11 protein-coding genes are annotated in these 12,643 nt (G+C 68.7%); 8 read left to right on the plus strand and 3 right to left on the minus strand.

Features of this window, described 5'->3' with window-relative positions:
* Nucleotides 1-3 precede the first annotated feature (3 nt).
* Both BLR05_RS19730 and BLR05_RS19735 read left to right on the plus strand, forming a co-directional pair.
* The gene (locus tag BLR05_RS19730; RefSeq protein ID WP_092837780.1) at nt 4-1,623 is read left to right on the plus strand and encodes an ABC transporter substrate-binding protein; all 1,620 of its coding nucleotides are present in this window, start codon (nt 4-6) and stop codon (nt 1,621-1,623) included.
* Complete coding sequence (locus BLR05_RS19735) at nt 1,620-3,242, plus strand: dipeptide ABC transporter ATP-binding protein (RefSeq protein ID WP_092837783.1); 1,623 nt, start codon at nt 1,620-1,622, stop codon at nt 3,240-3,242. Before BLR05_RS19730 ends, BLR05_RS19735 begins: the two co-directional genes overlap by 4 nt.
* Nucleotides 3,243-3,259: 17 nt before the next feature.
* Here BLR05_RS19735 and BLR05_RS19740 read toward each other — a convergent pair whose 3' ends face one another.
* Nucleotides 3,260-3,958: an RraA family protein gene (locus BLR05_RS19740; protein WP_092837785.1), complete on the minus strand. Its 699-nt coding sequence runs from the start codon at nt 3,956-3,958 to the stop codon at nt 3,260-3,262.
* Nucleotides 3,955-4,731 carry an HpcH/HpaI aldolase family protein gene (locus BLR05_RS19745; protein WP_092837787.1) on the minus strand — a complete coding sequence of 259 codons (777 nt, stop codon included), beginning with the start codon at nt 4,729-4,731 and terminating at the stop codon, nt 3,955-3,957. Before BLR05_RS19745 ends, BLR05_RS19740 begins: the two co-directional genes overlap by 4 nt.
* A gap of 203 nt (nt 4,732-4,934) precedes the next feature.
* On the opposite strand from BLR05_RS19745, the gene BLR05_RS19750 reads away from it, so the two are divergent.
* Nucleotides 4,935-5,717 carry a LuxR family transcriptional regulator gene (locus BLR05_RS19750; RefSeq protein WP_225978870.1) on the plus strand — a complete coding sequence of 261 codons (783 nt, stop codon included), beginning with the start codon at nt 4,935-4,937 and terminating at the stop codon, nt 5,715-5,717.
* 150 nt (nt 5,718-5,867) lie between these two features.
* Nucleotides 5,868-7,499, plus strand: a complete 1,632-nt coding sequence (locus tag BLR05_RS19755; RefSeq protein ID WP_092837793.1) for an alpha/beta fold hydrolase — start codon at nt 5,868-5,870, stop codon at nt 7,497-7,499.
* 111 nt (nt 7,500-7,610) lie between these two features.
* On the opposite strand, the gene BLR05_RS19760 is transcribed toward BLR05_RS19755, so the two are convergent.
* Nucleotides 7,611-8,549, minus strand: a complete 939-nt coding sequence (locus tag BLR05_RS19760; RefSeq protein ID WP_092837796.1) for a LysR family transcriptional regulator — start codon at nt 8,547-8,549, stop codon at nt 7,611-7,613.
* A 75-nt stretch (nt 8,550-8,624) separates the two neighbouring features.
* Here BLR05_RS19760 and BLR05_RS19765 point away from each other — a divergent pair, with 75 nt between their 5' ends.
* From BLR05_RS19765 to BLR05_RS19780, 4 genes are all read left to right on the plus strand, one after another.
* The gene (locus BLR05_RS19765) at nt 8,625-9,488 is read left to right on the plus strand and encodes an HpcH/HpaI aldolase/citrate lyase family protein (protein ID WP_092837799.1); all 864 of its coding nucleotides are present in this window, start codon (nt 8,625-8,627) and stop codon (nt 9,486-9,488) included.
* Between the two features lie 68 nt (nt 9,489-9,556).
* Nucleotides 9,557-10,555 (plus strand): tripartite tricarboxylate transporter substrate binding protein, encoded by a 999-nt coding sequence (locus BLR05_RS19770; protein WP_092837802.1) that lies wholly within the window; start codon nt 9,557-9,559, stop codon nt 10,553-10,555.
* 26 nt (nt 10,556-10,581) lie between these two features.
* Nucleotides 10,582-11,751 (plus strand): CoA transferase, encoded by a 1,170-nt coding sequence (locus tag BLR05_RS19775; protein ID WP_092837805.1) that lies wholly within the window; start codon nt 10,582-10,584, stop codon nt 11,749-11,751.
* Nucleotides 11,748-12,611: an amidohydrolase family protein gene (locus BLR05_RS19780; RefSeq protein WP_092837808.1), complete on the plus strand. Its 864-nt coding sequence runs from the start codon at nt 11,748-11,750 to the stop codon at nt 12,609-12,611. The genes BLR05_RS19775 and BLR05_RS19780 overlap by 4 nt, the downstream gene beginning before the upstream one ends.
* Nucleotides 12,612-12,643 lie beyond the last annotated feature (32 nt).

Consider the following 12,643-nt stretch of genomic DNA (forward strand, 5'->3'; position numbering starts at 1 on the left):
GACATGAACCTGACACGACGCACACTGATCGCCGCGACCGCCGGTACCCTGGGCGGGCTCTCGGCGGGCTGCCGACCCGGCAAGGCCGGTACGGCCACGGCCACGACAGGCGGCACGGCGCCGCAGGCCCGCGGCGCCCGCCCCGACATCACCATCGCGGTCGAGGCGCTGTGGCGCAACATCGCGCCGGTCAGCGGCATCTCGAATCCGAGCATCCGCATCTTTCCGAACGTGTACGACCGGCTGATCGAGGTCGACTACCTCCGCGATCCGAGCGGCCGCACCCTGGCTCCGCGGCTGGCGACCACCTGGACACGCCAGGACCGCACCTGGACCCTGACGCTGCGCGAAGACGTGCTCTTCCATGACGGCAGCCCCATGACCGCCGAGGATGTCGCCTTCACCCTGTCCGCCGAACGGCTCTGGGGCGCGCATGCCTACGAGCCGCGCGGCCGCACCTATGCCGCCGGTTTCGTTGACGTGCGGGCGGTGGGCAGGTACACGGTGCAGGTCACCACGCGCGAACCCGACATCCACCTGCCCGGCAAGCTGGCCGGTTATATCGGTTATGTGGTGCCCAGGGCCGACTACTTGCGGCGCGGCGTGGACGCGTTCGGCCAGGCCCCCATCGGCACCGGCAGTTACCGCGTCCGCGCCTACAAGAGCAGCGAGGGCGCGGTGCTGGAGGCTTTCGACCGGCACTGGAGCGGGCCGCCACCGGCGCAAAGCCTGCACTTTCGCCTCGTGCCCGAATATGCCGGGCGGCTGGCCGGACTGGCGACCGGTGAGTTCGATTTCATCACCTCGATCCCGACCGACGCCGAGAACCAGGTGCGGGCCCTGGCCGACACCACGCTGCTGGCGCGGCAGATCAACAACTATCCCGCGGTGGCCTTCAACTGCCGGCCCGACCCGGCGGACAACCCGCTGGTGGACGTGCGCCTGCGCCGCGCACTGGCGTGTTCGGTGGACATGCCGGCCATCGCCCGGTCATTGTTCCACGGCGAAACGTTTTTCCCCGATCCCCCTTTCAACTTCCCCGAGTACGGCGACTTCTACGACCCGAAGGCGCGGGGCATGAACCCGTACGATCCACAGGCCGCGCGCCGCCTGATTGCGCAGACGGCCTACCGCGGCGAGCCGCTGATCTGGCACGTGACGCGCAATTTCTGGCCCAACTATGACGCCGCGGCCGAAATCATGGCCGCCATGTGGCAGGACGCCGGGCTGAATGTCCAGGTGCAGTTCCTCGACAACTTCCAGCTGAGCTACAAGCGCCCTTTCCATCTGCTGTCGATTTCCGGCGGCACCAGCTTCATTCCCGGCGATCCCTACCAGCCGCTCTGGCTCGACTGGGGCCCCGACGGCCTGCATTCGACCGCGGCCTGGCGGCTCTGGGAGCCGCCGCGCGACTTCGTCGAACGAGGTCGGGCCTATGCCGCGGCCGTGGCCCTTGCGGACCGGCAGCGCGAAGCCCGGGCGCTGGCACGGCGCTGGGAACAGGAAATGCCGGGCCTCTATCTGTGGCGCTCTGTCGCCAGTTGGGCCCACGCGGGGCGTTTCCGGTGGACCCCGGTGCCCGAGTTCGAAATGCGGTTGTACGGCGGATACCTGCACACATGACAAAAACCCAGATCCCCGAAATCACCCCGGTGCAGACCTGCGGCGAAGCAGTGCTGTCAGTGCGCGGCCTGGGCATCGCCCTGCCAGGTGCCGCCGACCGTTCGCATGCGGTGCGCGACCTGTCCTTCGAGTTGCGGCGCGGCCAGACCCTGTGCCTGGTGGGCGAGTCCGGCTCCGGCAAGTCGATGACGGCGCTGGCCCTGATGGGCCTGCTGGACCCGGCCCTGCGGATCGAGACCGGCCAGGCCCTGTTCGAACAGCAAGATCTGCTGGTCCTGCCCGAGCGGGCGCGGCGCAGCCTGTCGGGCCGGCGCATCGCCATGATCTTCCAGGAGCCGATGGCGTCGCTCAATCCGGCGCAGCGGATCGAAACGCAAGTGGCCGAGGTGTTCCGGCTGCACACCGATCTGCCGCGGGCCGAGGTGCGGGTGCGGGTGCTGCGGCTGCTCGACGATGTCGGCCTGCCCGACCCCGAGCGGCTGGCGCGCGCGTATCCGCACCAGTTGTCGGGCGGCCAGTGCCAGAGGGTGGCCATCGCCATGGCGATCGCGCTGGAACCGGCAGTGCTGATCGCGGACGAACCGACCACCGCGCTGGATGTCGGCAACCAGCGCCAGGTGCTCGAGCTGATCGCCGGGCTGCAGCGGCGGCTGGGCACCGCCGTGCTGTTCATCACCCACGACTTGGGCGTGGTCGGTCAGATCGCCGACGAGGTGATGGTGATGCAGCACGGCCTCGCGGTCGAGAGCGGACCGGTCGCCGAACTGCTCGACCGTCCTCGCCACGACTACACGCGCCGGCTGATCGGTGCCATGCCCACGCTGACGCCGCGCCCCGCGCGCCCCAATACCCGGGCATTGGTGCTGGAGGCCCGCGGACTGGGCAAACGTTATGCGAGCGGTGCCCGCACCGTCGTCGCCCTGGGCGATGTCGAACTGTTGCTGCGGCGCGGGGAGACGGTGGCGGTGGTTGGCGAGTCGGGGTCGGGCAAGTCGAGCCTGGCCCGCGCCGTCGTCGGGCTGATGCCGCTGGACACGGGCACGGTGCGGGTGTCGGGCGAGGCCTTCAGCGGCGTCGATGCACGCAGGCTGCGCGGCTTGCGCAAGCGGGTGCAGATCGTCTTCCAGGACCCCTACAGCGCGCTCGATCCGCGCCAGACCGTCGGCGACGCCATCGCCGAGGGCGCGATCATCCACGGCATGCCGCCGGCCGAAGCACGGCAGCGCGCCGCCGGCTGGCTGGAGGCGGTCGGCCTGAGTGCCCGGGCGGCGCAGCGTTATCCGCACGAATTCTCAGGCGGCCAGCGGCAGCGTATCTGCATCGCCCGGGCGCTGGCGGTCGAGCCGGAACTGCTGATCGCCGACGAGTCGGTGGCCGCCCTGGACGTGTCGATCCAGCAGCAGGTGCTGGCGTTGCTGGCCGAACTGCAGGCCAGGCTGTCCTTCGGCCTGCTGTTCATTACCCACGACCTGCGGGTGGCCAGCGGCATCGCCGACCGCATCGCCGTGATGCACCAGGGGCGCATCGTCGAGACGGCGCCGCCGGACCTGCTGTTCTCGTCGCCCCGCCATGCCTACACGCGCCAGTTGCTGACGGCGCTGCCGAAGCGCCGGGACTGATCCAGGCGAGGGTGAACTCAGGCCCCGTTCGCGTCGAGAGAACGGCGCACCAGTGCGCTGGCGCCGCTGAGCTCGCCCAGCGCCTGCCCGCCGAGCACCTGCCGGCGCAGCGTGCCTGCTAAATCCTGTATGCCTTCGGCCCATGCGGCCAGCGCTTCGGCCTCGGCACGTGGCAGCACGATGACGCCGTCGGCGTCCGCCACCACCGCGTCGCCGGCCTGCACCACCAATCCGCCGCAGGCCACCGGGCGGTTGAGGCTGCCACCCCAGTCGAGCAGTCGGGTGGTGACCGGCGAAGTGCCGGTGCACCACAGCGGAAAACCGCTGGCGGTGATCTCGTCGAGATCGGTGCACGGACCGTCGATCACTGCGCCGGCCGCGCCGGCACGCTGCGCCGCGGCAGTCACGATGCCGCCCCAGCAGCCGTGGCGGGTGTCGCCGAGCCGGTCGACGATCAGCAGGTCGCCCGGCCGCAGCTGTCCCAGCGCATGGTGCAGCAGGGTCGAGTCGGCGCCGGGAATGCACAGGGTGACGGCGGTGCCGACCACGCGGCGCCCCCGCTGCAGCGCCTTCAACCGCTGCGACATGAGGTACCAGGGAACGGCATGCCCGAGGGTCGAGGTATCGATGGTGGCCAGCCGGCGGACCAGCGCCTCGTCCAGCGGCTGCGGTGCGGGGTCGATGCGGTAGCGGGAGAACAATCGGGCGTCGCTCATGCGCCGGCTCCTCCGAGTTGCTGCAGCGCGCCCTGGCGCAGCAGGGTGACGTCCGAACCCACGGTGACGAAGCCGTAGCCGCGCTCAGCCAGCGCCGACAGTCCGTGGCCCGGCAGCAACGTGCCGCCGAGGGCGATCTTCGACTCGCGGCAGCGCCGCTCGGCCTCGGTCCACAGCTCGATGAACTCGGGGCTGTCGTACTCGCCGGGCCTGCCTATGCTGGCGCTCAGGTCGAGCGGGCCGATGAAGAACAGGTCCAGGCCCTGCACCGCGGCCATCGCGGGAATGGCCTCGACGCCGCGGGCCGATTCGATCATGGCAGCCACCAGGGTATGGCGGTCGGCGTGCGCGGCGTAGGTGCCGGCATGTGCGCCCCAGGCAGCCGCCCGCGAAACCGTGTAATGCAGCCCCCGGCGACCGCGCGGCGGGTAGCGGCAGGCATCGACCAGGCGCTCGACCTGCTCGGCGGACTCCACGTTGGGCGCCAGAATTCCCTCGACGCCGGCATCGAGCAGCGGCTTGATGCGGTCCGAATCGACGCCCGGCACCCGCGCCAGCATGGTCGGCGCGAAGGGCGCGGCAGCACGCAGTTGCTCGATCGCCGTCTCCAGGCCGGAAGGCGAATGCTCCAGGTCGATGATGAGCGCTTCGAGCGGCATGTCGGCCAGCACTTCGGTGACCACGGGCGAACCCATGAACAGCCAGCAGCCGGTGCAGATGCGGCCTTCCGCCAGGGACTGCAAGACACGGTTGGATTTCAGCGGAGGTGGCATAAACGTATTCCTGATGGAAGTGGGGGAACGGAAAACACGGCGGACGAGGTCGCCTGCGGCCGTGGCACGCAGATTGCTTCGATGGATGGCGAAAGAAAAAGCGTGGAGCCCTTCCTAGGGATTGCCAGCTTGTGCCCCCGGTTCGCGGGATTTACCCTGCGCACCAACGTGGTGAAAAGGCGGACAACTTGATGCACGCTGGGATGAAAGTCATCGAAAAACCCCTGGTCCACGACGATTCGGCGGTCAGCCTCTGCATCGACCAGACGTTTTCCGCGGCCCGCGAACTCGGATTCGATTCGGCCATCTATGATTTTTCGCCGGTCTCGATGACGCCGGAGGGTGTCTTGATGACGCCCAGCGTTCTCGAATACCGGAATATGCCGGGGCCGATGCGCAAACTCTGGGTCGAACAAGGCATGTACCAGGTCGATCCGGTGCAGGCGCTGGCCTTGCGGGGTTCGGGCGCATTTTTCTGGTCGTATCGTCAGGACGAGGAATCGGTGCTCCAGCCATTGCTCGGCGGTGGTGCGCGCAGCGTTTCCAGCGTTCTGACCGAATGGCGCATGACGCGTGGCGTCACAGTGCCGCTGCATATGCCGGGCAATCGTTTCGCCACCCTGACGGCCATGTGGCAGGACGATCATTTTGCGCAACAGCAGATGTCTCTGGTGGATTCGGTGATGCGGTTGGCGTATATGGCCCATATCCTGAACGATCATTTGCTGAAAGTCTTCACGAAAAACCAGTTGACTCCCCGTGATGTCGCGCTGTCCGACAGGGAGCATGAATGTGTATTGCTGGCGGCCGAGGGCATGCCCAGCAAGCAGATTGCGGCACGTCTGAATCGCGCAGAATCGACGATTGTTTTCCATTTGCAGTCGGCGGCACGCAAACTCGGCGGACGCAACCGTGCGCAGATGATTGCGCGGGCCGCCCATTTTGGATATTTGTCCCGAAATACCGAAATCCGGGCATTGCAGTGAATCACGCCACCTTCCTGGATTCTTCCACGGCGGCCGCTGGAAAAAACTATCAGTTCTGATAGTTGCTGCGGCGCTGGCCTGCGCGCAGCATCGGTGTTCCGAACACCCTCCACAGTCCGTACTGCCGGGAATTAGAAATCAGGAGTCGCCGTGAAACCGTTTTTCGCCGCCCCGGCCGTCGTTACCGCCGCCGTGACCCTGCTGCTGAGCGCCTGCGCGCTGACGCCCCGCGCTGAACGGCAGGCGCGCATCACGCCTTCCACCGACTGCAAAGCCTGGGTGGGCGCCGACCGCAATGCAGAACTGCCCGGCTATCGCATCACCCAGGCGAACGGCCGGGTCGCCTGCGTTCCCCTGCTGCTGACGGCCCACAAGCCGCCGCCGGATTATCGCGGCGATTATGCAGTGGACGAGTTCACCGACGAGAAGCTCAAGGCCGGCTGGTTGTCGTGCAAGGCCGATGCTGCCTGCCGAGCCCGCATCGAAAGGGACATGCAGCGCTGGCTGCCGCCCAACAAGGCCCGCGCCACGCGGGTGACCGGATGGGTCGATCCGGCCGGCAGGATCGACCCGGAAGGCCCGGTGGATCTGCGGGATATCCGCCGGCCAGCTTTCTTCGCCCGCGCGCCTTATCTCGAGAGCATCGCGCAAGCAGATGCGCGAACCAGCGTGGTCGAATTCACCGTGCCGCACGATCCGCTGGAAATCAACAGACTCGGCATGACAGGTGATATCAAGCTGCGCGGCTGGTATATCGAGGGGCTGGGCGTGCCGGATGCGAATGGCGTGAGAAAACGCGCGCTGGTGATTGCCAGTGCCGGCGGTGGTGACCAGATCACCGCCATCCAGGATCCGGCGGATGTCGCCGTCATCGTCGATCCGGCGACGCGGCGTGCGCGCTTCCAGCGTTTTCCCAATGCCACGACTGAAGGTTTCGGCATGAGGACCTGGCGCGAGCATCTCGATGCGCTGAACCGCGCCGGTTTCGACGTGCTGGCTTACGACCGGCGCGGTGAAGGGCTATCGGGCGGCTTCAGCGACACCAACACGCTGGAGCAGAGCGAGGATATCTTCAGAGTGCTGGAGCAGATGGAAAACGGGGCCGGCATGCGCCTGCTGACCGCCAGCGGGGAAGAACTGGAAGGTGCCGTGGCGCGTGGTCGGCTGATGGCAGGCATGAAAGCCCGTGAGATTCCGCTGCTGCTGCTTGGATATTCCCGTGGCTCGATGACCACCGGATGGGCCATGACCAGGAATTATGCCGGCGGCTGCAGCTATGACATGCCGAACGTCGTTTGCAGCCCGGCCAGGCATTTCGACAATATCAAAGGCGCCTTGCTCTATTCACCCTTTACCGCTGGCGCTGCGTATCTGCCCGATGCGCCAGACCTGGCCGACCGCAACCTGTTCCTGGGCGGAATGGCAGCGGAAAACCATGTGCAGTTCTATCCGAACTCGGCCGTACTGGCGCACATGGACCGGTGGCCGGCGGCGTTTTTTGCCAAGGGCCTCTGGGACCGGGCGGAATCGCTGGAAGGCACCGTGGCAGCCTACGACCGGATCCGCGGACTGAAGGAAATCGAGGTGGTCCGCGGGCCGCACCAGCTGTCGATCTGGCCCAAGGCGGAAAGCGATCGCATCCGCGATCGGATGGTCGCCTTCGCGGTCGCGGCGGTCAATGGCCAGAAAAAGCTCCCTGCGCCGGCCGCTGCCTGGAGCGACCTGCGCGGGCTGGTGGCCACCACGCCCGACATCTGGGAAACGTCTTCGCAGCCGCGCTAAGAGCGGCTCACACGACCCAGCGAAGCGGTTCTGGCTAGGCGCTGCATCGCAGACAGTACGAGCAGTACGACAAGATGCAGCAACGACGCCAGAAGGGTCGTGTTAGCCGCGCTAAAAACCATCGCCTGCAGGTGATGTTCTGGTGGGCGGCACCCGCACAGCCGCCTGCGTGCCCCCGCGCCGCTCCACCACCCGCCGTGCGCAGTCCACCAGTTCCTGCACGAACGCCAGCCGCGCCGAGGAGCGCAGCCACAGCATGCCGAAGCGGCGCGATTGGCTGGCGTTGGGCAGGGAGAGGCGCACCACACCCCGGCCGTCGGGCCAGTCCAGGGCCGTGTCGGGCACGACGGCCAAGCCGAGGCCGCGGTCCACCATCATGGCGATGGCCACGAGCGAGCTGAGCTCGAAGCGCTCCTGCGGCACGATGCCGGCCTCGCGCAGATAGCGCTCCACCATCTGGCCGCCGCCCAGACTGCGGTCGTAGCGGATCAGCGGCTGGGTGCGCAGCAGTTCGTGCGCGTCCTGCGCGGCCAGGTGGCGCGGTGCCAGGAGCACCAGCGGCTCCTCGCGCAGCAATGCCCAGCCGAAGGTCTTGGCCAGCGCGAAGCTGGGGTGCAGGCACACGGCGGCATCCAGACCGCCCTGCTGCACTGACTGATAAAGCTGCTGGGTGGTGCCTGACTGCAGGAAAACCCGTACGTGGGGCAGCCGCCCCGAGAAATCCGCCAGGATATCCGGCAGCAGGCTGTGCAGGGCCGTGTTGATGGTGCCGATCGCCAGTTCGCCGGAGGCGCCGGTGTCGTTCACATGGGCTCTGGCCTGGTCCAGTTCGCGCAGCAGGACCGGCGCGCTGCGTGCGAGGCGGTGGCCCGCGGGCGTCGGGGCCACGGTGCGGCCCGCGCGCGCGAGCAGCGGCACCTGGAATTCGCGCTCCAGGCTGTGCATCTGCTGGGCCACGGCGGCGGCGGTGAGGTTCAGCCGCCGCGCGGCTTCCGCCATGGAGCCGGTTTCGACCACCAGCATGAAACTCTGCAGGTAGCTGGTTTCCATAAAGCAATATTTTCTATCTTCTGAAGAAATATTGCATGTGTTTATCTATGCTTTCCGCGGCCCAACAATAGCTGCATGAGAAGCAAGCTGTTCGTTCCGGCATCGCGGCCGGAGCTGTTCCCGAAGGCGCTGCGCAGCGCGGCCGACGGTGTGTCGTTCGACCTGGAAGATGCCGTGGCCGAGGCGCGCAAGGACGAGGCGCGCGCGCTGCTGGGCGACTTCCTGCAGTCGCTGGCGCCGGATGCCGGCGGCAAGACACTGATCGTGCGCGTCAATGCGATGGATACCCCGCATTTCGAGGCCGACATCGCCGCTTCGGTACACCCGGGCGTGCACCTGATCAACCTGCCCAAGCCGGCGAGCGCCGCCGCGGTGCAGCAGGCGGCCCAGGCCATCGCCGAGGCCGCCCGCGGCCGCGGCATGGCGCACACGCCGGGCCTGCTGCTCAACATCGAGACGCCGCGGGCGCTGCGCACCGCCGCGGAACTGGCCGGCGCACACCCGAGCGTGCGGGCGCTGCAACTGGGGCTGGGCGACCTGTTCGAGCCTTTCGGCGTGTCCCGCCGCGGCCGCGAAGCGATCGCCCAGGCCATGTTCGCCGTGCGCATGGCGGCGGCGGAGGCCAACATCGATGCCTACGACGGCGCCTTCGCAGACATCCAGGACGCCGCGGGCTTCCAGGCCGAGGCGGAGTTGTCCCGCGGCCTGGGATTCGCGGGCAAGACCTGCATCCATCCCAGCCAGATCGCGATGGCGAATGCGGTGTACGTGCCCTCGGCCGCCGAACTGGAAGCCGCACGGCAGGTGCTGGAGGCCGCGCAGTCCGCCGATGCCCGGGGTGTCGGCGCCTACGTGGTCGGCGGGAAGATGGTGGACAGGCCCTTTGTGCTGCGGGCGCAGCGCACGGTGGAAGCCGCACGCGCCGCAGGGCTCTGCTGACCTGCCGCACCCGGCCCGGCCGGGCCCCGAATTGCAGGCAACCCATAACGACACAGGAGACACACGACATGGCCCAACCGATTTCCCGCCGCGGCGCGCTGCGGCGCACCTGCGCGATGGCGGCAGCCGCCGCACTGGCGTCCACCGCCCTGCCCGCATGGGCGCAAGGCAGCTACCCCAGCCGCCCCGTCACCATGGTCGTGCCCTACCCGCCCGGCGGCTCCAACGACCTGTTCGCCCGGCAGGTGGCCAGGGAAATGGGCGACCTGCTGCGGCAGCCGGTGATCGTGGACAATCGGGCCGGGGCCAGCGGCACCACCGGCACCGCCTTCGTGGCCAAGGCCGCGCCCGACGGCTACACGCTGGTGGCGGTGTCATCGAGCCTGACCACCAACGCCGCGATGCAGGCCAGCCTGCCGTTCGATCCCGCCCGGGACCTGCAGCCGGTGGCGATGCTCGCCAAGGGGCCGCTGGTGGTGGCCGTCAACAACCAGTTCCCCGCCAGCAACCCCGCCGAGCTGTTGCGGACCATCGCGGCCCACCCCGGCAAGTTCAACTACGCGACCTCGGGCACGGGCAGCGTGAACCATTTTGCGGGCGAGTTGATGCGCTCGATGGTGCCCGGCATGGACATCGTGCACGTGCCCTACAAGGGCCAGGGGCCCGCCGTGACGGACGTGATCGGCAACCAGGCGCAGATGCTGGTGTCCAGCGGGCCGTCGATCCTGCCGATGGTGCGCAGCGGCAAGCTCAAGGCCGTGGGCATCACCAGCCTGGCGCCCAGCCCGATCGCCCCGGATCTGGTGCCGATGTCCACCGCGATTCCCGGCTACCAGTTCGAGCTGTGGTGGGGCCTGCTGGCGCCGGCCGGGGTGCCGGTCGCCACCGTGGCGCTGCTGAACCAGGCCGTGAACCAGGTGCTGGCCAAGCCCGGCATCCAGGCCGCTTTCCTGCGCGAGGGTGCCATCGCCACCCCGCTGTCGCCTCAGCAGTTCGGTGAAGTGATCCGGCAGGACCTGGCGCGCTGGAAGCAATTGGCCAAGGCCCGCAATATCGTCGCCGACTGACCGGCTGAACCAGGAGGATGGATTCCATGAGTTTCGTACCAGGCGGCCGCCAGGGCCCCCCGGGCCCGTTGAGCGGCGTGCGCGTGCTCGACCTGAGCGCCTATATCGCCGGCCCCTACGGCTGTTCGCTGCTGGCGGACCAGGGCGCGGAGGTCGTCAAGATCGAACCGCCGGACGGCGACAACCTGCGCAAGTACCCCTCCACGCTGGAGGCGGAGAGCCGGGCCTTCCTGGGCGTGAACCGCAGCAAGTGGGGCATGGTGCTGGACCTGAAGCAGGAGGCCGACCACGCCGTGTTCCTGCGCATGGCCCGCGAGGCCGACGTGCTGGTGCACAACTTCCGTCCGGGCGTGCCCGAGCGCCTGGGCATCGGGTTCGAGCGGCTGGCGCAGCTCAATCCGCGGCTGGTGTATTGCAGCGTGACCGGCTATGGCAGCCGCGGGCCGCTCAGGGCCAAGGCAGGCTACGACCAGGTGCTGCAGACCATGACGGGCATGTGCGCCATGCAGGGCAAGGCCGGCGAGCCGCCGGAGATCCTCTACGGTTCGGTCGTGGACTACTACGCGTCGGCGCTGGTGGCCGGCGGCGTGGCCTCGGCGCTGTACGAGCGCGAGCGCAGCGGCCTCGGCCAGCACGTGGGCGTGTCGCTGCTGCGGGCAGCGCTCACCATGCAGTCGGCGCGCCTGGTGTGGGCGGACGGCGAGCCGCGTGAGGTAGGCCGCGACATGCGCTCGGGCGGCATCACCGGCCTGCACCCCACGCGCGAGGGGTACCTGTACCTCTCGGCCAATACGCAGCATTTCTGGGCCGCGCTGTGCCGCAAGACGGGCCTGGACGCGCTGGCGGCCGATGCTCGCTACGACACGGTGCGCAAGCGTGCGCAGCACCGGGACGAACTGGTGCCCCTGCTGCGCCAGGCCCTGGCAAAGCGCAGCGCACTCGAATGGGAAGAGTTGTTCGGCGAGGAGGTGCCGTGCGCGGCCGCCCGCGCGGTGGAGGACATGTTCGCCCATCCGCAGGTGGAGGCCGAGGGCATGATCACCCGCTTCGACCACCCGGTGCTGGGAGGCTATCGGGGATTCGCCGGTGCGGTGGAGTTCGGCCGCACGGCCGGCCCGCAGGCCTTCGCCGCGCCGACCCTCGGCCAGCACACCGATGCGATCCGCCAGGGCCTGCACCCGGGCGAGGCTCCATGAACACGGGAGCGGCCCTGCAGGATCTGCCGGAGTTGCCGGAACTGCCGGCCGGGGCCTGCGATGCCCACCTGCACGTGTTCGACGGCCGCTTTCCCGTGGCGGCGCCCCGGGCGATGCAGGCTGCGGCCACGGCCCGCGACTACCTGCGCCTGCGCACGCGCCTGGGGCTGACCCGCGCGGTGGTGGTGCAGCCACGGGCGCACGGCGTGGACAACCAGGCCACCCTGGACGCGATCCGCGAACTCGGTCCGGAGCGGACCCGGGGTGTGGCCGTCGTGCGCCCGGAGATCACCGACGGGCAACTGGAGGCGCTGCATGCCGGTGGCATCCGCGGGCTGCGCTTTTCCCTGCATTCCGACCGCGACGCCGCGGTGGCGCTGGACATGCTGCACCCGCTGGCATCGCGCATCCATGCTCTGGGTTGGCACCTGCAACTGCACTGGCGCGCCGACCAGATCGTGGCGCAGCGCGACCTGCTGTGCGGCCTGCCCTGCCCGCTGGTGTTTGACCACATGGCGCGCGCGGGCGGTCCGGGGCGCGAGGAGCGGACGGCGTTTTCGCTGGTGCGGGACCTGGTGCAGGCCGGCCGGGCCTGGGTCAAGCTGTCGGGCCCCTACCTGAACAGCGCGCAGGGCCTGGACACAGGCTATGCGGATTGCGAGGCACTGGCGCAGGCATGGGTGCGCGAGGCGCCAGACCGATTGGTCTGGGGCAGCGACTGGCCTCACGTCACCGAGGGCGAACGGCGTCCCGGCCCCGAGCTGCTGCTGCGTCTGCTGGCACGCTGGCTGCCCGATCCGGCCATGCGCCGGCAGGTGCTGGTCGCCAATGCCTGCGCGCTGTACGGATTCGGCGACTGAGATTTTTTCCATCAAGAAAGGACCGAGGAGAT

It is taken from the genome of Paracidovorax cattleyae, from assembly GCF_900104515.1.
Classification (GTDB): Bacteria; Pseudomonadota; Gammaproteobacteria; order Burkholderiales; family Burkholderiaceae_C; genus Paracidovorax; species Paracidovorax cattleyae.

Coding starts and splice junctions, on each gene's coding strand:
- BLR05_RS19750 (WP_225978870.1), top strand. CDS start 4,935: ATGAAAGTCATCGAAAAACCCCTGGTCCACGACGATTCGGCGGTCAGC.
- BLR05_RS19735 (WP_092837783.1), top strand. CDS start 1,620: ATGACAAAAACCCAGATCCCCGAAATCACCCCGGTGCAGACCTGCGGC.
- BLR05_RS19765 (WP_092837799.1), top strand. CDS start 8,625: ATGAGAAGCAAGCTGTTCGTTCCGGCATCGCGGCCGGAGCTGTTCCCG.
- BLR05_RS19730 (WP_092837780.1), top strand. CDS start 4: ATGAACCTGACACGACGCACACTGATCGCCGCGACCGCCGGTACCCTG.
- BLR05_RS19780 (WP_092837808.1), top strand. CDS start 11,748: ATGAACACGGGAGCGGCCCTGCAGGATCTGCCGGAGTTGCCGGAACTG.
- BLR05_RS19775 (WP_092837805.1), top strand. CDS start 10,582: ATGAGTTTCGTACCAGGCGGCCGCCAGGGCCCCCCGGGCCCGTTGAGC.
- BLR05_RS19770 (WP_092837802.1), top strand. CDS start 9,557: ATGGCCCAACCGATTTCCCGCCGCGGCGCGCTGCGGCGCACCTGCGCG.
- BLR05_RS19745 (WP_092837787.1), bottom strand. CDS start 4,731: ATGCCACCTCCGCTGAAATCCAACCGTGTCTTGCAGTCCCTGGCGGAA.
- BLR05_RS19760 (WP_092837796.1), bottom strand. CDS start 8,549: ATGGAAACCAGCTACCTGCAGAGTTTCATGCTGGTGGTCGAAACCGGC.
- BLR05_RS19740 (WP_092837785.1), bottom strand. CDS start 3,958: ATGAGCGACGCCCGATTGTTCTCCCGCTACCGCATCGACCCCGCACCG.